17 protein-coding genes are annotated in these 19,661 nt (G+C 62.9%); 14 read left to right on the forward strand and 3 right to left on the reverse strand.

Features of this window, described 5'->3' with window-relative positions:
- Window positions 1-127 precede the first annotated feature (127 nt).
- The 4 genes from D0N36_RS13055 to D0N36_RS13070 all read left to right on the forward strand — a co-directional run bounded on the left by D0N36_RS13055 (window position 128) and on the right by D0N36_RS13070 (window position 7,980).
- Window positions 128-1,318 carry a TlpA disulfide reductase family protein gene (locus D0N36_RS13055; protein ID WP_190242663.1) on the forward strand — a complete coding sequence of 397 codons (1,191 nt, stop codon included), beginning with the start codon at window positions 128-130 and terminating at the stop codon, window positions 1,316-1,318.
- 192 nt (window positions 1,319-1,510) lie between these two features.
- A complete protein-coding gene (locus tag D0N36_RS13060) occupies window positions 1,511-3,727 on the forward strand; it encodes a protein-disulfide reductase DsbD family protein (RefSeq protein ID WP_116942135.1) in 2,217 nt (738 codons plus the stop codon).
- A 122-nt stretch (window positions 3,728-3,849) separates the two neighbouring features.
- Window positions 3,850-4,923 (forward strand): PLP-dependent cysteine synthase family protein, encoded by a 1,074-nt coding sequence (locus tag D0N36_RS13065; protein ID WP_116942136.1) that lies wholly within the window; start codon window positions 3,850-3,852, stop codon window positions 4,921-4,923.
- Window positions 4,924-5,010: 87 nt separating this feature from the next.
- Complete coding sequence (locus tag D0N36_RS13070) at window positions 5,011-7,980, forward strand: M16 family metallopeptidase (RefSeq protein WP_116942137.1); 2,970 nt, start codon at window positions 5,011-5,013, stop codon at window positions 7,978-7,980.
- Window positions 7,981-8,308: 328 nt separating this feature from the next.
- Here D0N36_RS13070 and D0N36_RS13075 read toward each other — a convergent pair whose 3' ends face one another.
- The gene (locus D0N36_RS13075) at window positions 8,309-8,812 is read right to left on the reverse strand and encodes a cupin domain-containing protein (RefSeq protein ID WP_116942138.1); all 504 of its coding nucleotides are present in this window, start codon (window positions 8,810-8,812) and stop codon (window positions 8,309-8,311) included.
- Between the two features lie 169 nt (window positions 8,813-8,981).
- On the opposite strand from D0N36_RS13075, the gene D0N36_RS13080 reads away from it, so the two are divergent.
- Window positions 8,982-9,971, forward strand: coding sequence for an MBL fold metallo-hydrolase (locus tag D0N36_RS13080; protein ID WP_116942139.1), 990 nt, complete (start codon window positions 8,982-8,984; stop codon window positions 9,969-9,971).
- 181 nt (window positions 9,972-10,152) lie between these two features.
- Here D0N36_RS13080 and D0N36_RS13085 read toward each other — a convergent pair whose 3' ends face one another.
- Together D0N36_RS13085 and D0N36_RS13090 are read right to left on the reverse strand one after the other, a co-directional pair.
- Entirely contained in the window at window positions 10,153-11,076 is a 924-nt protein-coding gene (locus tag D0N36_RS13085) for a DUF4097 family beta strand repeat-containing protein (protein ID WP_116942140.1), read from the reverse strand.
- Between the two features lie 43 nt (window positions 11,077-11,119).
- On the reverse strand, window positions 11,120-12,034 hold the full coding sequence (locus D0N36_RS13090; protein WP_116942141.1) for an arginase family protein: 915 nt from the start codon (window positions 12,032-12,034) through the stop codon (window positions 11,120-11,122).
- 175 nt (window positions 12,035-12,209) lie between these two features.
- Between D0N36_RS13090 and D0N36_RS13095 the strand changes: the two genes are divergently transcribed.
- From D0N36_RS13095 to rluF, 9 genes are all read left to right on the forward strand, one after another.
- Window positions 12,210-12,626 carry a SpoIIAA family protein gene (locus D0N36_RS13095; protein WP_116942142.1) on the forward strand — a complete coding sequence of 139 codons (417 nt, stop codon included), beginning with the start codon at window positions 12,210-12,212 and terminating at the stop codon, window positions 12,624-12,626.
- Window positions 12,627-12,683: 57 nt separating this feature from the next.
- Complete coding sequence (locus D0N36_RS13100) at window positions 12,684-13,142, forward strand: hypothetical protein (protein ID WP_116942143.1); 459 nt, start codon at window positions 12,684-12,686, stop codon at window positions 13,140-13,142.
- A 65-nt stretch (window positions 13,143-13,207) separates the two neighbouring features.
- Window positions 13,208-14,059 (forward strand): SDR family NAD(P)-dependent oxidoreductase, encoded by an 852-nt coding sequence (locus tag D0N36_RS13105; protein ID WP_116942144.1) that lies wholly within the window; start codon window positions 13,208-13,210, stop codon window positions 14,057-14,059.
- 107 nt (window positions 14,060-14,166) lie between these two features.
- Window positions 14,167-14,901, forward strand: coding sequence for a YebC/PmpR family DNA-binding transcriptional regulator (locus D0N36_RS13110; RefSeq protein WP_116942145.1), 735 nt, complete (start codon window positions 14,167-14,169; stop codon window positions 14,899-14,901).
- 192 nt (window positions 14,902-15,093) lie between these two features.
- Window positions 15,094-16,152, forward strand: coding sequence for a serine hydrolase domain-containing protein (locus D0N36_RS13115; protein ID WP_116942146.1), 1,059 nt, complete (start codon window positions 15,094-15,096; stop codon window positions 16,150-16,152).
- A gap of 130 nt (window positions 16,153-16,282) precedes the next feature.
- Complete coding sequence (locus D0N36_RS13120) at window positions 16,283-17,347, forward strand: proline iminopeptidase-family hydrolase (RefSeq protein WP_116942147.1); 1,065 nt, start codon at window positions 16,283-16,285, stop codon at window positions 17,345-17,347.
- Between the two features lie 42 nt (window positions 17,348-17,389).
- Complete coding sequence (locus D0N36_RS13125; RefSeq protein ID WP_147320868.1) at window positions 17,390-17,788, forward strand: hypothetical protein; 399 nt, start codon at window positions 17,390-17,392, stop codon at window positions 17,786-17,788.
- Window positions 17,789-17,808: 20 nt separating this feature from the next.
- On the forward strand, window positions 17,809-18,147 hold the full coding sequence (locus tag D0N36_RS13130) for a hypothetical protein (RefSeq protein ID WP_116942149.1): 339 nt from the start codon (window positions 17,809-17,811) through the stop codon (window positions 18,145-18,147).
- A 225-nt stretch (window positions 18,148-18,372) separates the two neighbouring features.
- Entirely contained in the window at window positions 18,373-19,500 is a 1,128-nt protein-coding gene (gene rluF / locus D0N36_RS13135; RefSeq protein ID WP_116942150.1) for a 23S rRNA pseudouridine(2604) synthase RluF, read from the forward strand.
- Window positions 19,501-19,661: the final 161 nt, after the last annotated feature.

Below are 19,661 nucleotides of genomic sequence, written 5' to 3' on the forward strand. Positions count from 1 at the left end.
AACCCAGTCGGCTGCAACAAAGCGGTAGAGATGCTTCTACTGCGCTTCGCTTCACGGACGCCAGATGAAGCATGACACGCTTCTTTCTATCCTTTCCCTACCGCAAATCCCCCCAATCCCTTCCTACATGAAAAACCTACTGCTGCTTACGGCGGCCCTGTTGACTACGGGCGCGGCCCTGGCCCAGGGCCAGTATACCATTGACGGCCGCGTGGCCAACGCCCCCGACGGGCTGAAAGTGTACCTGCAGGACACCCAGTGGCCCGAGTCGAACATGGTGGACAGCACCGTGATGAAGAACGGCCGCTTCGCTTTCAAGGGCAAACTGGCGAGCCCCGACTTGCACCGCATCATCATCGACAAGACCCCGGCCGGTGAGAAGACGTCGCAGCGCAACTGGCTGATGTCGAGCTTCTATCTGGAAAATTCGCCCATCATCTACGCCGGCAACCTCGACAGCCTGCCCACCTTTTACTACAAGCGCAACCGGGTGGTAGCCCAGCCCAAAATCACCGGCTCGGCCACCGAAAACCAGGCCGTGGCGTTCCGCCAGTCGATTGCGCCGCTCAGCAAGCAGCTGGCCGCCACCAACAAACAGTACACCGACGAGTTCCATCTGCCCTCGCTCGAAGGCAAGTTCAATACCCCCGTGGGCATCAAGCTGGCCAAACAGGAGTGGGCCCTTGACGACCAGTTGCGCCAGCGTAAGCTGGATTTCATCAAGGCCAACCCGTCATCGGTGGTGGCCTACGACCAGGCCAGCTACTTCTTGGGCGGCATGTTCGTGGACATGACTGTGCCGCAGATCAGTGAGCTGCAGGCCCTGCTGGAGAAAGGCTGGGCCGGTACGCCGCGCATGGCCGCCTTCAACGCCAAGGCCGAGAAAGCCAAGCGCACCGCCATCGGCACCAAGTACCAGGATTTCATGCTTACCACGCCCGAGGGCAAGCAGGTGAAGCTGTCGAGCCTCGTGCCCAAGGGCAAGTACACGCTCATCGAGTTCTGGGCCTCGTGGTGCGGCCCCTGCCGGGCCGAGATTCCGCACCTGCGCAACGTGTACGACACCAAAGGCAAGAGCTTCCAGATTGTGAGCATTTCGCTCGATGATAAGGACGCCGATTGGCGCAAGGCCATGAAGGAAGAGGGCATGATCTGGCCCCAGCTGGTGGACCCCAAAGGGTTCGAGGGCGACATCTCCAAAGCCTACGGCATTCTGGCCATTCCCTTCAGCCTGATGCTCGACAAGGAAGGCCGCATCATGCGCGTAGAAATGCGCGGTGCCTACCTCGACGCCACCCTCCAGGATCTGAAAATCTGAGCCATCGAATAACCAGCACGTCATGCTGAGCTTGCCGAAGCATCTCTACCGCTTCGTTGAATGACTGCTACGAAGCGGTAGAGATGCTTCGGCAAGCTCAGCATGACGTGCCTATCTATTTGGCTACTCAGCTGGTCCTTCTTCCGCCCTTACCCGCTCTTTGCCCTTCCGCTCGCCTACCTCCTTGCCCGCATGAAAAAACTGTTTTTGCTGCTCTGTCTGCTGCTCACGGCCAGTCTCACCGCCCAGGCCCAGATTCTGCGGCCCGTGAAGTGGAGTTTTGGGGCCAAGCCTACCGGCGGTGCTAATGCGACACTGAGCTTCACGGCCAATATTGACCCCAACTGGCACATTTATTCGTTGTCGGTGAAGCCAGGCGGGCCGGTGGCTACCTCGATTTCCTTCGAGAAAGGGACCGGCTACGTGCTGACCGGCAAGCCCGTGGAGGCCACCAAGCCCCACACGGCCTACGAGGAGCTGTTCGGCATGGAAATCTCCTCGTTTGAGGAGCAGGCCACCTTCACCCAGGCCGTGCGCCTGACGGTCCCCACGACCACCATCAAGGGCACGGTTACCTACATGGTCTGCGACGACCAGCGCTGCCTTCCGCCCGAAGACGTGCCGTTCAGCATCACCGTAACGGTACCGTCCAGCGCCCTGGCCAATACCCCGGCCCCGGACCCTAAAGCCACCGCTAAACCTGCCGTGCCGAACACCGCCGTTGCCACCACCAGTGCAGCCGCGCCAACCAAAACCAATCCGGCCGTTGCGGCTACCAGCGCCACGCCAACTACAGCGCCAACCACCGCTGCTTCGGCTGAGCCGGTAGCGGCTGCCGCTACTACCGATACTATCACCGTCCCGGCTACCGCCGATGCCGCCGCTGCAACGGCGTCGTCGGGGGTGGCCGGAGTTACGGTGGCTATTGATGCGCCAACCGCCGCAGGAACTCCCTCCTCGTTGTGGGCCATTTTTATAGCGGGCTTCGTGGGCGGATTGGCGGCGCTGCTCATGCCCTGCATCTTTCCGCTGCTACCGTTCACGGTCAGCTACTTCACCAAGCAGGACCACTCGCGCCGTAAAGCCGTGGGCCGGGCCGTTATCTACGGGCTGAGCATCATCGTCATTTACGTGGCCCTGGGCCTGCTGATTACGGTGCTGTTCGGGGCCGATGCGCTCAATGAGCTGGCCACCAACGGCATCTTCAACTTCGTGTTTTTTGCCTTGCTGCTGGTGTTTGCGGCCTCGTTTCTGGGCGCTTTCGAACTCACGCTGCCCAGCTCCTGGGTAAACAAGGCCGATGCCCGCGCCGACCAGGGCGGCCTGACTGGTCTGTTCTTTATGGCCGCCACGCTGGCACTGGTGTCGTTTTCCTGCACCGGGCCCATCATCGGCACCTTGCTGGTGCAGGCGGCTACTACCGGCCAGTACCTGGGGCCGGCCATTGGCATGCTGGGCTTCTCGCTGGCGTTGGCGCTGCCCTTCACGCTGTTTGCCCTGTTTCCGGCCTGGCTGAAGGCGCTGCCCAAGTCGGGCGGCTGGCTGAACTCGGTGAAGGTGGTGTTGGGCTTCCTGGAACTGGCGCTGGCCCTCAAGTTCCTCTCCAACGTCGACCTGGCCTACCACTGGGAGTGGTTCGACCGCGAGGTATTCCTGGCGTTGTGGATTATCATTTTCGGTCTGCTGGGCTTTTACCTGCTGGACAAGCTGCCGCTGGCCCACGACGGCAGCGCCCCGGCGGGCGGCCTGTCGGTAACGCGCTTGATGCTGGCCATCTTCACGCTCTCGTTCACCATCTACCTGGTGCCGGGCCTGTGGGGGGCGCCGCTCAAGGCCGTGGCCGCCTTCCTGCCGCCCCAGCACACCCAGGATTTCGACCTTTATACGCCCACGCTCGGCGGCGGCCCGGCTACTTCGGCCACGCCCACTGCGCCGCGCACCGCCCATAAGTACGGCGACCTGTTCCACTCGCCGCTGGGCCTCGATGCTTACTTCGACTACGACGAGGCCCGCGCCGCCGCCCAGGCTGCCGGCAAGCCGCTGCTGATTGACTTCACCGGCCACGCCTGCGTGAACTGCCGCAAGATGGAAGCGACGGTATGGCCCGACCCGCGCGTACTCCAGCGCCTGCGCCAGGATTACCTGCTGGTGCAGCTTTACGTGGATGACAAAACGGAACTGCCAGCGGCCGAGCACACCACGTCGGTCTTCAGCGGCAAGCCCATCCGCACCATTGCCAACAAGTGGAGCGACTTCCAGGCCAGCCGTTACCAGGCTAATTCCCAGCCCTACTATGTGCTGCTCGACCCCGCCACCGAACGCGTCCTCACCCCGCCCCAGGGGGCTAATTACGACGCCGACAACTTCGTGAACTTCCTTGACAGCGGCCTGCGGGCGTTCGGCAAATAAGTTACCCGCGGGGCCCAAATCGCGCTTTTTGCGGCGGCTTTCCTACGCTGCGCACAACGCCCGTTTCCACTCCCGGACCCTATTGCCTAAGCTCTACTAACCAAGCTCTACGCGCTAAAAACATGACAACCCAACTTACTGCCGCTGCCGGCCTGGCAACGGAGTTACAGACCACTTTTGACCGGCTGTGGCTGCTGGTGGGCAATACGCCCATGCTGGCGCTGCACTACCGCCACCAGGGCGAGGCGGGCACCATTTACGTCAAGTGCGAGCACTACAACCTGACGGGCAGCCTCAAGGACCGTATGGCCCTTTACATTCTGCAAAAGGCCTACGAGCTGGGCCAGATTCAGCCCGGCGACACGATTGTGGAGGCCACCAGCGGCAACACCGGTATTGCCTTCGCCGCCCTGGGTCGGGCGCTGGGCCATCCGGTGCTCATTATTATGCCCGACTGGCTGAGCCGGGAGCGAATCGATATTATTCGCTCGCTCGGGGCCGACGTCACGCTCATCAGCAAGGCCCAGGGGGGCTTTCTGGGCAGCATCGAGCTGGCGGAGGATATGGCGGCCGCCGACCCGCGCGTGTTTCTGACGCGCCAGTTTGAGAACTGCTACAACGCCGAAGCCCACGCCCGCACCACCGGCCCCGAAATTGCGGCCCAGCTGGCCAGCGTGGGCCGGGAGCCCACGGCCTTCGTGGCCGGCGTTGGTACGGGCGGCACGGTGATGGGCGTGGGGCGCTACCTGCGGGCGCACTTTCCTCAGGTACAGATTCATCCGTTGGAGCCGGCCGAGTCGCCCACGCTGACCACCGGCCATAAGGTGGGCTCGCATCGCATTCAGGGCATCAGCGACGAGTTTATTCCGGCCATTGTGCAGCTCGATGAGCTCGACGCAGTAGTGCAGGCTTCGGATGGCGATGCTATTCTGGTGGCCCAGCAGCTGGCCCGGCAGCTGGGGCTGGCCGTCGGTATTTCGTCGGGAGCCAACGTGATTGGTGCCATCCGACTGGCGGCCGAGCTGGGCCCCGAGGCGACCGTGGTAACGCTGCTCTGCGACAGCAACAAAAAGTACCTCAGCACCGACCTACTGCGCGAGGAGCCCGTGCGCTCCGGCTATCTGGCCCCCGAGCTGACCTGGATGCATTACCAGCCCATCGACCGGCTGGCGGCGGCCGCCATGCCGGGCCGCTAGGTTGACCCACCCACCCCGCTCCTAGCTCAACTTTTCCTTCTTTTCACTTTAAAAGTCCGGCCTGCCTGGCTTTGCCTTCCCACTCGTATGCTTCGTACCTTCTCTTTCGTGCTCGTAACCGGCGCGCTGCTGGCTACCCCTTTCTCGGCTTCGGCCCAGGCCAAAAAGCCGGCCGTCCGCAGCGCCAAAGCCACGCCCAGCCCGGCCCCCGGGGCCCGGCTCGTAGAGCGCGTTTCGGCCAAGGCCGGCCAGCTGCTGATTCCGTACAGTAAGTACGTGCTGCCCAACGGCCTGACCCTGATCGTGACGGAGGACCATTCCGACCCGTTGGTACACGTGGATATAACCTACCACGTGGGCTCGGCTAGGGAGCAGATTGGTAAGTCAGGCTTTGCCCACTTCTTCGAGCACATGATGTTTGAGGGCTCCGACAACGCGCCCAAGGGCACGTTCGACCGCTTGATTTTCGGCTCCGGCGGCACGCTCAACGGCTCTACCACCCGCGACCGGACCAACTACTACGAAACCATTCCCAGCAACCAGCTGGAAATGGTGCTGTGGCTGGAAGCCGACCGGATGGGCTTTCTGCTCGATGCGGTGACCCAGGAAAAATTTGAGATTCAGCGCGCGACTGTAAAGAACGAGCGCGGCCAGAATATCGATAACCAGCCGTATGGCCAGGCTAGCGAGTATCTGGAACGGGCCCTCTACCCGTATGGGCACCCGTATTCCTGGCCCACCATCGGCTACCTCAAAGACCTGGATAAGTCCAATGTTGACGACCTGAAGAACTTCTTCCTGCGCTGGTACGGTCCCAACAACGCCACGCTGACGGTGGGCGGCGACGTGCAGACGGCCCAGGTGGTGAAGATGGTAGAGAAGTACTTCGGCGCCATCCATCGCGGTCCGGCCGTGCAGAACATGAAGGTGCCCGAGCCAGTGTTGGCCCAGGACCGGTACGTGAGCTACCCCGACGAGGTGCTGTACCCGATGTTGCAGATGGTGTTCCCGAGCGTACCCAGCAACCACCCCGACGAGCTGCCGCTGGAAGCGCTGGCCGAAATCATTGGGCAGGGCAATAATTCGCTGCTCTACAAAAACCTGGAAAAGCCCCAGTTGGCGGTGGAGGCGACGGCCTACAACAGCTCCTCGGAGCTTGCCGGCGAGTTCACCTTGCTCGCCATGGCCCCGGAAGGCCAGCGCCTCGACAGCACCGAAGCCCGCCTGCGCCGCACGCTGGCGGAGTTTGCCCGCACCGGCCCCAGCGCCGAGGCCATCCAGCGCTTCAAGGCCAACCGCGAGGCTCAGCTCGTGGGCAGCCTAGCCAGCGTGAGTGGCAAGGTAAGCCGGCTGGCCGCCAACCAGACGTTTACGGGCAACCCCAACTACCTCGTGGTGAAGCAGCAGCGCCTGCAGGCGCTGACGGCGGCCGATGTGCAGCGCGTATTTACGAAGTACGTGCAAGGCAAGCATGCCGTCGTGCTGAGCGTAGTGCCCAGCAGCAAGCCGGAACTGGTGGCCCACGCCGACAACTACACCGTGAACTCCGCTAACTACCGCGCCCCCAAAGACGAATACGCGGGCCTCACCTACCAGAAGGCGCGCGACACGTTTGACCGCAGCCAGCGGCCCCAGCCCGGCCCCAACCCGGTCGTGCAGGTGCCGGTTCTATGGCAGGATACGCTGGCTAACGGCCTTAAAATCATCGGCACCCGCAATACCGAGATTCCCTCCGTTACCTTGCTGCTGAGTATGCGTGGGGGACACCGCTTGCAGCAAGCCAACTTAGGCCAGGCGGGCCTGGCAGACCTCACGGCCCGGATGCTCAACGAGGGCACCCAGCAGTACACGGGCGAAGAGTTCAGCGCCATGCTCACGCGCATGGGCAGCACCGTTTCGGCCAGCGCCGACGACGACAGAACGCTGGTTTACGTGAAGTCGCTGACCAAAAACCTGCCCGCTACTCTGGCCCTGCTACAGGAGCTGCTGCTGCACCCGCGCTTCGCCCAGGCCGACTTTGACCGCCTCAAGCAGCAGACCCTGCAGCAGATTGCCGACCAAACCACCCAGCCTGGTACCATTGCCGACAAGGTGTACGGCCGCCTGCTCTACGGGCCGGCCAGCATTATGAGCGTGTTCACTTCGGGTACCGCAGCCTCCGTTTCCAGCCTGACCCTGGATGATGTGAAGCGCTTTTATCAGCTCAACTACGCGCCCAACGTGGGCGCGCTGGTGGTAGTAGGCGATGTGACGGAGGCGGAGGTACTGCCCCAGCTGGCCTTCCTGAAAGCCTGGCCGCGCCAGCGCGTACAAATGCCCCCTACCCTGGCCGCCCTACCCCAGCCCGATAAGGCCCGCTTGTACTTTGTGGCCAAACCGGGCGCGCCGCAGTCGGAAATCCGGGTCGGCTACCTGTCCGAGCTCCCCTATGATGCTACCGGACCCTACTACCGCGCTTATCTGGCCAACTATCCCCTGGGTGGGGCCTTCAACTCGCGCCTCAACTCCAACTTACGCGAAAAGAAGGGCTATACCTACGGGGCGTTTTCTTCCTTTCAGAGCACGTTCTCCCCTGGCCCGTTTACGGCCCAGGCCAGCGTCCGCGCCGATGCCACCGCCCCAGCACTGCAGGAGATGGTAGATGAAATCAAGAATTTCCGCCAAGGCATCACGCCCGAGGAACTGGCCCGCCTGCAAACCTCGGTAGGCCAGGGTGATGCGCTCAAGTACGAAACCGGCCTGCAGAAAGCCCTGTTTCTAAACCGCCTGCTCGACTACAACCTGCCGCCTGACTACGTAACCCAACAGGCCGCCATTCTGAAGAGTCTGACGCAAGCCGATGTGCAGGCCGCGGCCCGGCAGTACCTACCCGAAAACCTCTACTACGTGGTGGTTGGCGACAAAGCCCAGCTACCCGCCTTACAGACGCTGGGCTATGAGATAGTCGAGCTGGATATTAATGGCGAGCCGCTGGCCGTTGCGCCAGTTACGGACACTGTTGCGCCTACTTCGGCAGAACCACCTGTTGGCAAACAAAAGACAAAGCGCAAAAAGTAAGGCTTTCACAGAACTCCCGCAGGCAAGTGCGTGCACCATGAAAATCCAAAGCAGCGGCTCAGCAACCACCCCTACCATAGGTGGAATTTCTATCAGTAGCGCTTCTTCCGTGTCGCGCAGTTTTGGAATTTATTATAACATGGCAAGGTGAAGTAAGGCAAAGGCAGCAAGTTGGTGCACACCCGGTTCAATACTGTGCGCTACCTGGTCGAAAATGACTGGGGCTGGCGCGGCCCGCTGCTACCAGACAAAAGTGCCCCGGCTGTAGTAGCCGGGGCGCTTTTGCGTACTGCCTTATTGGTTTGGGTAGCCGGCCGGAGCCGTGGTTTTAGCGGTTGAAATCGTCCTGCACACGCACAATGTCGTCCTCATCGGAAGGGTGGGTGGCATCGGTGTGCTGCCAGATTTCGGCCACGATACCCCAGTTGCCGAGGCCCACGAGGCGGTGCCGCTCGCCTTGCCGGATCGTGATTTGGTCACCGGCACCATATGTTTTCAGCTCCCCTTCCTGGTCGGTGTCGCTGATGATAATGCCCACCGGACCGCTGACGACGCGCCAGATTTCGGCCCGACGGTGGTGGTACTGCCACGAAAGGCGCTGCTGCGGGGCTACCAGCAGAATTTTGGGGCTTAGCTGGCCAGCAATCCGTAGTTCGTCTATAGCCATACCGGCAAAATATTGGTTAGCGAACCGTTGCGTCTGCGTTTCATCGAGCACAAAGAAACCGCCCCAGGGCCGGGCCGGGTCCTCGTGTCTGATTCGGAAACCATTAAATTCCAGCTGCTGGCGGGTTTCCAGGAAGCGGGCTGTTTTGTCGGAACTGGTAACCATAGATGCCTTAGAGCCGCCCATATGAGGACTTGGCGGCCGGGTGAAGGCACTAAAGTAGCGGATTGTCCGATTTGAATCATTGTGCAGACTGATCTGCGGAGCCGGGACGGTAAATCAAAATCGGGTGCGGACGCGTATTAATTGCGTCCTTCTACCTCACAGCCCTCTTATGAAACAAGTAGCTCCCGGCGTCCATCAGCTTACTATTCAGCGTTTTGTTAACGTGTATTTTATTGAAACCGGCCGGCCCGGCGAGTGGGTGTTGGTTGATACCGGTCTGCCGGGCTCGGAGCAGGCCATAGTGGCGGCCGCCAACGAACTGTTCTATCCTGGCACTCACCCCGAGGCCATTATCCTCACCCACGGCCACCTCGACCATGCCGGCTCGGCGCAGGCGCTGGCCGAGCACTGGAAGGTACCGATACTGGCCCACCCGCTGGAGCTGCCCTTCCTTACGGCCCGGGCCGTGTATCCGCCCGCCGACCCCACGGTGGCCGGCGGTGGCTCGCTGGCCTTTGCGGCCCGGTTTTTCCCGCCCCAGTCGTTTCAGCTCTCCGACTACGTGCAGCAGCTGCCCGCCAACGACCTCGACCCGCCCTTTTTGCCCGACTGGCAGTGGCACCACGTACCCGGCCACGCCCCGGGCCAGATTGCGTTGTTCCGCGAGAAAGACCGTACGCTGCTGGGGGCCGACGCTTTTGCCACCTGTAACCACGAGTCGGTGCCGGCGGTGTTGCTGCAGCTGGAAGGCATCAGCATTGCCGGCGCCCCGTTCAACTACAACTGGCAACAGGTGGGCGAATCTATCCGGCAGCTAGCCGACCTGCGCCCCGAGGCCATTGGCTGCGGCCACGGTCCGGCCATGCCAGGGCCCGGTGCGGGCGCGGGCCTTCGCCAACTGGCCGACGAGTTCCGCATACCGGCCCACGGGCGCTACGTACAGCACCCCGCCCGCCTAGATGCCAATGGCGTAGCCTATCTGCCCCCCGCACCCCACGACCCTATTCGGGCGAAGTTTGGCCTGGCGGCGGCGGCCCTTGGCGGGCTGGTGGGCGCAGCCTGGCTGGTGAAATCGTACCAGAAAAAGCAACAAAACAAATACCCGCGCCCTAAAGCCGGTGAACCCAAGCGCTTCCGCACCGAAGAAGTAGCGCGCTAAAGAGCCCGGTATTTTTCTTGGGTTGGCGGCGTGGCTGTTTACGCGTTTGGCAGTGGTTGAAGAGCGCTTGCATGGCACTACGGGCATGAGTGGCGAGCCCAACCGGGTGCAGGCAGTGGCTACTCACAAACCGGGGTAGCTGCGCACACCAAGCTGGCCACGAAGGCGGTTGCCGCCCTGGCTACTCCGCGTCGAGGGAGTCTGCCGGGGCGGCGGCTGGGGCGGGTCGTGGCTGCGTTACCCGCACATTGCCGTTTACGGTGCTGGCCTTAAGCTGAACCCCGCCTTTGCCCAACGTGGCGGCCAGGTTGTGGGGCAGCAGGTTGAGGCGCTTGGTGTTGAGTTCGGCGGCTACCCGGCCCCGGGTGGTGCGGGCTAGTACCGTAGCCGTGTATTCGGCCGGCAGCTCCCAGCTGATGTCGCCGTTCACAGTGTTCACTTCCAGCCCCGGGCCAGTCCAGGTTTCTCCGCTCAGGCTCAGGTCGATGCGGCCGTTGGTGGTCTGGGCGCGCACGTCGCCGGAAACGCCGCGTAGTACGAGCGGTCCGTTGGTGGTGGTCAGGCGCAGTTGGCCACGCACGTTTTCCAGCGTCAGTGCCCCGTTCACGGCCGTCAGTACCAGGTTGGTCTGGGCTGGCACCAGCAGTTCGTAGCTCACGGCCCAGCCCTCTACCGAACCATTGGCCAGCGCAGCCCGCAGCGTATGGTTGGTGGTACTCAGGCGCACGGCGGCGGCCAGCGCCCGGGCTGTTTCGGCAGTGGCAGCCTTGCCCGTAATACGAGCCCGCACCCGCACATTGGTCCCGGCCCAGGCCCGCACGGTAATGCCGCCATTGGTGCGTGCGTCCACCGTCAGGGGCGTGTCGGCGGGTGGGGCGGGCAGCGTCAGGTGCCGGGTTTCGCAGTGCATTTTCTGCAGCGGGCCGGCGGGCGGCAGGTCGGTGGCGCAGTCGAGCAGGAAGGTGGGGGCAGGCCCGGCCGGCTGGACAGCAGTTGTAGGAGAAGTTTTTTTGGCGGCAGCGGCTTTGGGGGGCGTCGTTTTCTGGGCCATGGCCGGGCCCGCAGCCGCCAGCACGAATAGAAGGAATAGCAGGGTCGTTTTCATAGTAGGGCAGAAAGAGACGAAAGGCCGGCCGGGGCAGCGGGTGCTACCGGCCCGTTGCTGCGGCCACTCCCGTAAGATACGCCGCCACAACGGTAGCTGCCAGCCGCGCCGTCTGCTGGTCGCGGTCGAATAGCGGATTAAGCTCCATTACCTCGAACAGGCGCACGCCGGCGGCACCGCCGGCCAGCCAGGCGGCCTCAGTAGCCTGGCAGGGCGTCAGGCCGTCGGCGCTGGGCGCACTTACCCCGGGTGCATAGGCCTGGGCACAACAGTCGATATCGAAGCTCACGAAGGCCGGCCCGGCCGCCGTAGCCCGCGCCAGGGCCCGGCCCATATGCCCGGACATACCATCGGACTGCACCTGGGCCAATCGCACTATGTGGGCCTGGTGCTGGTGCAGAAAGTCAATATCGGCCTGCATATTGAGGTTGGAGTGCAGCCCGATTTCAGTGAAACCCGCTCCGGCCACCAAGCCTTCGCGCAGCAGATTTCCGAAGGGGGTACCGCTGCTGAGCAGGCCGGGACGGTCTTTCACATCGGCGTGGGCATCGAGGTTGATGCCGCCCAGCGGCTGGCCGCCGGTAGCGGCGTGCAGGCCCCGCACGGTGCTGTAGGTGCCATCGTGCGAGCCGCCCAGCACCACTACCCGCGGATACTGCGCCAGCAGCCGGGCCAGCTCGATGGCAATGGTTTCGTGGTTATCGGTGTGGCGGGCCGCGCGTAGCGGTAAGTTGCCGGCATCGGCTATGCGCAGCCGGCGCAGGTCGGTGTTGTGTTCGAGGTTGTAGGTTTTGTGGTAGCGCCGCAGCTCGCTCCTGATGGCGTTCGGGGCGTGCGCGGCCCCGCCCCGGCCGCCTTCCAGCACCGTCCCGAAATCGAGCGGCAGACCTACCAGACACACGTCGGCCACGGGCAGCTCGGCAGCCGGGCAAATCAGTTCACGCAGAAAATCAGCCATAGCCCAAAGTAACGGATTGGCGGCCAATCAAACCGCCAGGTTTATTGTGCCTCGCTCCGCCACATTTTTCCTGTATCAATCCCCCGGCGACGCTTACTTTTAGGCCCCAAGTACCGTATGTACCCGCAGGCTGCCAGCCGGCGGCGCCTCTACCCTCGCCCCTACCCTGAGAAGCATGGTTTACTTTGACCAGATCTTGCTCGACACGCCCACGCTGCTGGTGAGCTACAGCAGCCAGTACAAGCTGGTACAGGCCCAGTGGCGCGGCCGCTTCGATGCGGCGTTGGCCCAGCAGCAGTGCCTGCATATGCTGGCCAGCCTGCCCTCCACGCAGCCCGTGCACCGCATGATTAACGACAGCAGCGAAGCATTTGGCGAGTGGCTGGAGGCCGGCGACTGGATTGGGCGGGTACTGGCACCCGCCCTGGCCGCCCGCGGCGTGCGGGCCGTAGCCTGGATAAATGCCATGGACTGGCCCTCCCGCGACGCGGTGGCCTGCAGTGTTTCGCTCACGCAGGAACTGCCCATTAAAACCTTTGATTTTGACGAGGCGGATACCGCGCTGGCCTGGGTATTGAGTATCAAGGACTGAAGGCCAGCCGGGCGACCCTAACGTGCGCAATCCATTGAAGGGCGCTTATCTTTCGGCATGAACGTCCGTCGTCACCTGCTGCCTCTACTTTCACTGCTGCTACTGTCGGCGCTGCCACTAGCGGCCCAGCGGCCCGCTCGGGCGCAGCCAGCGCCCCGCCCGGTTGCGCCTGCTGCGTTTTTCGGCACCTACACCTACCTCAGCTACACCATCCTCGACCGGGAAAGCAGCCCCGAGCCCATACTGGCCCAGGGCGTGGGCGGCACCCTTACGCTGCGCCCCGACGGCACCTACCAGAAACGCCTGACGCTGACGGCCAACGGCGGCCCCATGCGCTTCGACCAGGACGGCCGCTATACGTTCGCGCCCGGCCGCATCAGTTTCACGCACACCGACAAAAAAGGCCGCCCGCGCACCGACGAAGGCACTTTTAGGCTGGATAAAGGCCAGCTTACCATCGTAGTGGCGGGCTTCCCGGTGGGCAACCAGAGCACCTACACGCTACGGCGGCAGTAGCGGCAGGCGCCCGGCCCGGGCTGCTTACGACACGAGTAACCTTTCAGCTTACCTCTTCTCATCTGATGCAGTCAATCGTTATTACCGGGGTATCGAGCGGGGTGGGTCTGGCAGCGGCGCGGGCATTTCTGGACCGGGGCTACCGGGTATTCGGCAGCCTGCGCACCGCCGCTGATGCCACGCGGCTGCAGGCGGAGCTCGGCCCCGATTTCACACCCCTGATCTTCGACGTAACCGACGCTGAAGCCGTGGCCCGGGCCGCCGCCGAGGTGGCCCAGGCTCTGGGTCCGGAGCCGCTGACGGGCCTGCTCAATAATGCCGGCGTGGCCTTTGGCGGGCCGCTGCAACACCAGCCGCTGGAGGTAATCCGCCAGCATTTCGAGGTGAACGTGCTGGGCCTGATTGCCGTGACGCAGGCGTTTCTGCCGCTGCTGGGGGCGCGGCCCGGCTTTACGGACCGCCCCGGCCGGGTGCTGAACATGGGCTCGGTGAGCGGACAGGTGGCGTCGCCGTTTCTGGGGGCTTACGTGGGCAGCAAGCACGCGCTGGAAGGCGTAACGGGCAGCTGGCGGCGCGAGTTGAAACTGTTCGGTATTCCGGTAGTACTCATCGGCCTGGGCGTCACGCAAACCCCCATCTGGGACAAGGGCATCGACCTTGCGCCCTACGCTCACACGCCCTACCACGGCCCGGCCCAACGCTTCCTGGGTTTCATCAACAAAACCCGTGAGCAGGGTCTGACGCCCGAGTATGTGGCCGGCCGGTTGGTGCAGATTCTGGAAACGCCCCGCCCCAAACTACGCTACACCATTGCCGCCGACGTGTTCCGCGCCTACATCGTGCCCCGCCTGCTGCCCGCCCGTGCCCTCGACTGGCTGCTGGCGCGCGGGTTGGGCCTGAAGCCAGGGAATGCGTGAGCCGGGCTGCCGTTGCGCCCCGGCCGGCTTTCTGTTAACTTGCGCCCCGTTCCGGCCCCGCGCCCGAACGACCACTTACTACTTACCATTTCACTAAATCACCATAGATGGGACGCGCGTTTGAATTCCGGAAAGGCCGCAAAATGAAGCGCTGGGACCGGATGTCGAAAGATTTTACCCGCATCGGCCGCGAAATTGTGATGGCCGTGAAGGAGGGCGGCCCCAACCCCGATACCAACTCGCGCCTGCGCACGGCCATGCAGAACGGCAAGGGCGTGAACATGCCCAAAGACCGGGTGGACGCCGCCATCAAGCGGGCTTCCTCACGCGAGGAAAAGGATTACCAGGAGGTGGTGTACGAGGGCTACGCGCCCCACGGCGTGGCCGTGGTGGTCGAAACCGCCACCGATAACCCCACCCGCACCGTGGCCAACGTGCGCATGTACTTCAACCGCGGCAACGGCGCGCTGGGCACCGCCGGCTCCTCCGACTACATCTTCACCCGCAAGGGCGTGTTCAAGCTGGCTGCCGAAGGCCTGGAGCTGGAAGAGCTGGAGCTGGAGCTGATTGACGCCGGCGCGGAGGATGTGTACGCCGACCAGGAAGAAGACGAGCACGGCCAAGTCGCGGATTATATCGTGGTGGAAACTGCCTTTACCGACTTCGGCCAGATGCAGAAGGCGCTGGAGGAAAAGGGCCTCAACGTGGTATCGGCTCAGCTGCAGCGCGTGGCCAACACCACCGTGCACCTCGAAGGCGACGAACTGGAAGAAGTGATGAACCTGATCGAGAAGTTTGAGGACGACGACGACGTGCAGGCCGTGTACCACACGTTGGGCTGATCACGGATTAGCACGAATTTCACGGATTTAGCTGCGCTGTCCCTCGGTTGTATCCGATTCAGTTCATTTAGCGGGCCGCTCTTTTCGGGGCGGCCCGTTTTAGTTTTGAAATGGGCAACCGCTGTCCCAATTCCCACATCTGCCGAAGTACCCGTCCCGGCCGCAAACCTGCGGCCGGCTTCCTTGGTCCCGATGAAACTGCTGCTTCTCCTGTCCCTGCTGCTATTTAGCCTAACTGCCGCCGCTCAGCAGACCGAGTTGGCGGCGCTGCTGGCCCAACACAACGTGCCGGGCCTCCAGCTTGTGCATACCAAAGGCTCCCGCGTTACGACCTACAACTTGGGCCACCTTCGGCAGGATTCAGCTGCGGCTGTGACTGCTGAAACCGTGTTTCAGGCGGCTTCGCTGGGCAAGGTGGTGTTGGCCTACCTCACGCTGCGGCTCCACGACCAGGGCCGGCTCGACCTCGACCGGCCGCTGCTCAGCTACGCACCGTATCCGCGGGTGCAGGGCCAGCCCCACGCCGCCCGCGTAACGGCCCGTATGGTGCTCACCCACACCACCGGCCTGCCCAACTGGGCCGACAACCCGCTCGGCCCCGCCTGGGCAGCTTCGCCCCTCGCGTTCCGGTTTGCGCCCGACAGCTGCTGGAATTACTCGGGCGAAGGCTTCGTGTGGCTGCAGCAAACGCTGGAGCACCTCACCGGCGAGCCGCTGGAAGCATTGGCTCAGCAGGAGGTTTTCGGGCCGCTGAAGATGGACCGCAGCAGCTTCCGGTGGCAGCCCCGGTTCGTGGGCAACGCTGCCTGCGGCCACGATAAATCTGGCCAGCCCACCGAAGTGCGCCGCTTCACCGAGCCCTACGCAGCCTACAGCCTGCTCACCACCGCTCCCGACTACAACCGCTTTCTGCAGGCTCTGCGCTCCGGCCGGGGCTTAAAGAAGTCCACTGCCCAACTCCTGGCCACCCCCGCCAACCCGGCCGACCGCTGCGGCCGGCCACCCGGCCTCGCCGACCCGTTCGTGGCCTGGGCTACGGGCCTGGGCCTGGCCACCACCAGCACCGGCCCCGCTCTCTGGCACTGGGGCGACAACGGCGACTTTAAGGGCTTTTTCATGGTTTTGCCCGGCCGTCGCGAGAGCCTGCTGTTCTTCACCAACAGCGCCAACGGCCTCCAACTCACCAACGACCTGCTGCGCCTGTTCGTCGGGCCGGGTGAGTACCGGGCCAGCCAGTGGCTGACGGAGTAATTGAACGACGTAGGGGCGGGGCTTGTCCCCGCCCGCCGCTCGCGCCGCTGCAACGACTCCGTTCACCGGCGGGCGGGGACAGCCCGCCCCTACAGCGCCCTCCACAACTGACAACTGAATATATTGCCGGATGCTGAAACGTCTCCTCGCCGCCGCCCTACTGGGCTTCACGGTCGCCGCCTGTTCCAACGCCCCTACAGCTGCGCCCGATGCCGCCGCCGCACCGGCCCTCACCACCTACTTTCCTACCCCCGATACCACCGCGCTGGCCGATGGCGGCGTGAAGATGGTGCCCATTACCACGCCCAAAGGCACGTTCAACGTCTGGACCAAGCGGTTTGGGAGCAACCCGCGCATCAAGCTGCTGCTTTTGAATGGTGGGCCGGGGGCCACGCACGAGTATTTCGAGTGCATGGAAAGCTTTCTGCCCCGCGAGGGTATCGAGTTTATTTATTACGACCAGCTTGGCTGCGGCAATTCCGATAACCCCAAGGACACGGCCATGTGGAGCCTGCCGCGCTATGTGGAGGAAGTGGAGCAGGTGCGCCAGGCCCTCAAGCTCGACAGCAGCAACTTCTACCTGCTGGGCCACAGTTGGGGTGGCATTCTGGTGGCCGAATACGCCCTCAAATACCAGCAGCACCTCAAAGGACTCGTTATTTCCAACATGATGATGAGCATTCCGGCCTATGGCAAGTACGCCGAAGAAGTGCTGGCGCCCCAGTTCAAGCCCGAAGTGCTCAAGGAAATCCGGGCCATTGAGGCGCGCAAGGATTACCAGAACCCGCGCTATATGGAGTTGCTGCTGCCCAACTTCTACACCCAGCATATTCTGCGCCGCCCCCTGGCCGAGTGGCCCGAGCCGGTGAACCGCTCGTTTGCCAAAATGAACCAGTCGCTCTACGTGACCATGCAGGGACCAAGCGAGTTTGGCGTATCCGGCAAGCTGCTGAACTGGAACCGCGTGCCCGACCTGCCGAAACTGGCGGTGCCGGTGCTTAGCATCGGCGGCAAACACGACACCATGGACCCCAAGCACATGCGCATGGTAGCCGAGAAAGTGCAGCACGGAACCGCCCTCATCTGCCCCAACGGCAGCCACATGAGCTTCTACGACGACCAGCCCACCTATATGCGCGGCCTGATAACGTGGATGAAAGGCGTGGACCAGGGCAAAAAAGAGGTAAAATTGTAGTCCGAACGCCGCTCATTTTCCGGCAAACGCCCAATTTTCCTGATGCCTGTTCCAGCTTCCGACTCCGCGTCCACCCTTCCTCTGTATTCCCAGCGTAGTGTCCGGCTGTTTTCGCTCGTATTCACCACCATAGCGGGCAGTGCGCTCACGGCTAGCAATTTGCGGGCAATAGGAAGGCCCGAGCAAGCGCGCAAGGTTATCTGGGCGAGTGTGGTGTATATGGGCCTGATGGGGGTGCTGGTGTCCTTTCTGCCCAATACTTCTGCCTACGGGGCCTACGCCGCGGGCATCGGGCTGGCGGGCGGCTACGGCCTCAATACCTACGCCGATTCGTTTATCCTGAACAAACAGGACCACCCGGCCCGGAGCATCTGGCGGCCGCTATTACTGTGCCTGCTGGTTTTCGTGCCCCTGCTCGGGCTGCTCGTGTACGTGTTGTAAGCACTATTTTCCCCTTCCCTATGAGTTTCCCTTACCGCTCCCTGTTTCTGTTTGAAGCCGATACGGCCACCATCTTCGAAGTAAAGCGCCTCGACATCCAGAGCAAGAACCCCAGCCACCTGTACTTCTGGCTGTATTTCGATAACGCCAGCGGCCAGCTCAGCCAGCTCGATTTCGAGGATATGAGCACGGAAGCCGGCGAGCACCTGCGCGAATTCACGCAGGGCCAGCTGCGTTTCAACACCACCGAGGGCACCTTTTCGCCCACCGAGGGCGGCTCAACGCTGCATCTGCGCACCATCACACCACCCACGCTGCCTGCTGCGCTGGAAACAGCACTGTTCGCGTTTTTTGCGTGAGCCCGGCCCGGGCCTGCCCGCTGCTTATATGAGGAGACACTACCCCTGTCCTGAATACGGCGTACCTTTGCAGGCTGCTGACCCACCTCGGGCCGGCAGCCTCTTTTTTTTTGCCGCCGGCCAAAGCGGGAATCGGGAATGCATTTGCTAGAAACGCGGCTTCGACAGGCTCAGCCTGACAATTCCCTGACACCCTTTAAGTACCCGGCACTACGTTCTACTCTCATGGCAACCCGACTCAATAAATACATCAGCGAAAGTGGCGTGTGCTCGCGCCGCGAAGCCGACCGCCACATCGAGCAGGGCAACGTGACGGTGAACGGCAAGCGCGCCACCATCGGCGACCAGGTAACGACCCGCGACCGGGTGGTGGTGAACGGTGCCCACATCGAGCCCCGGCCCGAGGAAGAGGCGGTGTACCTGGCCTACAACAAGCCTCCCGGCATCGTCACGACCACCGATTTGGGCGTGAAGGACAACGTCATCCGCGCCATCAAGCACACGGTGCGCATCTTCCCCATCGGCCGGCTCGACAAGGAGTCGCAGGGCCTGCTGCTGATGACCAGCAACGGCGACATCGTGAACAAAATCCTGCGCGCCGGCAACCAGCACGAGAAGGAGTACGTGGTGATGGTGGACAAGCCCATCAAGGACGACTTCATCGAGGCCATGCAGAACGGGGTGCCCATTTTGGGCGTGATGACCCAGAAATGCAAGGTGGTGAAGGAGACGCCCTACATTTTCCGGCTCACGCTAGTGCAGGGCATGAACCGCCAGATACGGCGCATGTGCGAGCATTTCGGCTACGAAGTGGTGCAGCTCGAACGCATCCGCATCATGAACATCAGCATCAAAGGCCTCGGGCCCGGCGAGTGGCGCGAACTACGCGACAAGGAGCTGAAGGTGCTGTTTGAGATGATTGAAAACTCCAGCGGCACCGACGACGGCCGCACGCCGCGCCGCCGCAAAGTGGTATCGACGGCCGAGCAGTGGGGCGACCAGCCGGGCCGCAAAACCGCCCGCCGCGCTACCACCCGCCCCGACATCGTACGCCTCCCCTCCGATCCTTCGATGGGCGACGAGGCCCCGCGCAAAACCAAAGCCCTCCCTGCCGGCACCTGGCTCGACAAAGACTCCATCCGTCCCGGAGCCAAGCCCAAGCGGCTGGTTACGGCCGGCCGAACCGCCGGCTCGGGCCGCCCTACTGATAAAGCCGGTCCCCGCCCCGGCAAATCCGCCGGTCCAAAAAGTGGTCCGAAAGGAGCCACCAAGCGTCCGGCTAAAGGTGCCGGCGGCCCCGCCAAAGGCCAAAGCAGCAGCCGCGGCAGCCGCGGTTCCAGCCGGAGCCGATAGCCTCTTCCGAATTTAAGCACAGACGCCCCCGACCTGGCAACAGGTCGGGGGCATCTGCGCTATATTGGGCGTCGATTGAGCCGATTCAGATAGGAATCGCGCCTATTAAGAAGTCGGTTTTATGACTTTAAGCAAACCCTCTGAAAAGTAAGCTCTATTTC

It is taken from the genome of Hymenobacter lapidiphilus (assembly GCF_003417065.2).
GTDB lineage: Bacteria > Bacteroidota > Bacteroidia > Cytophagales > Hymenobacteraceae > Hymenobacter.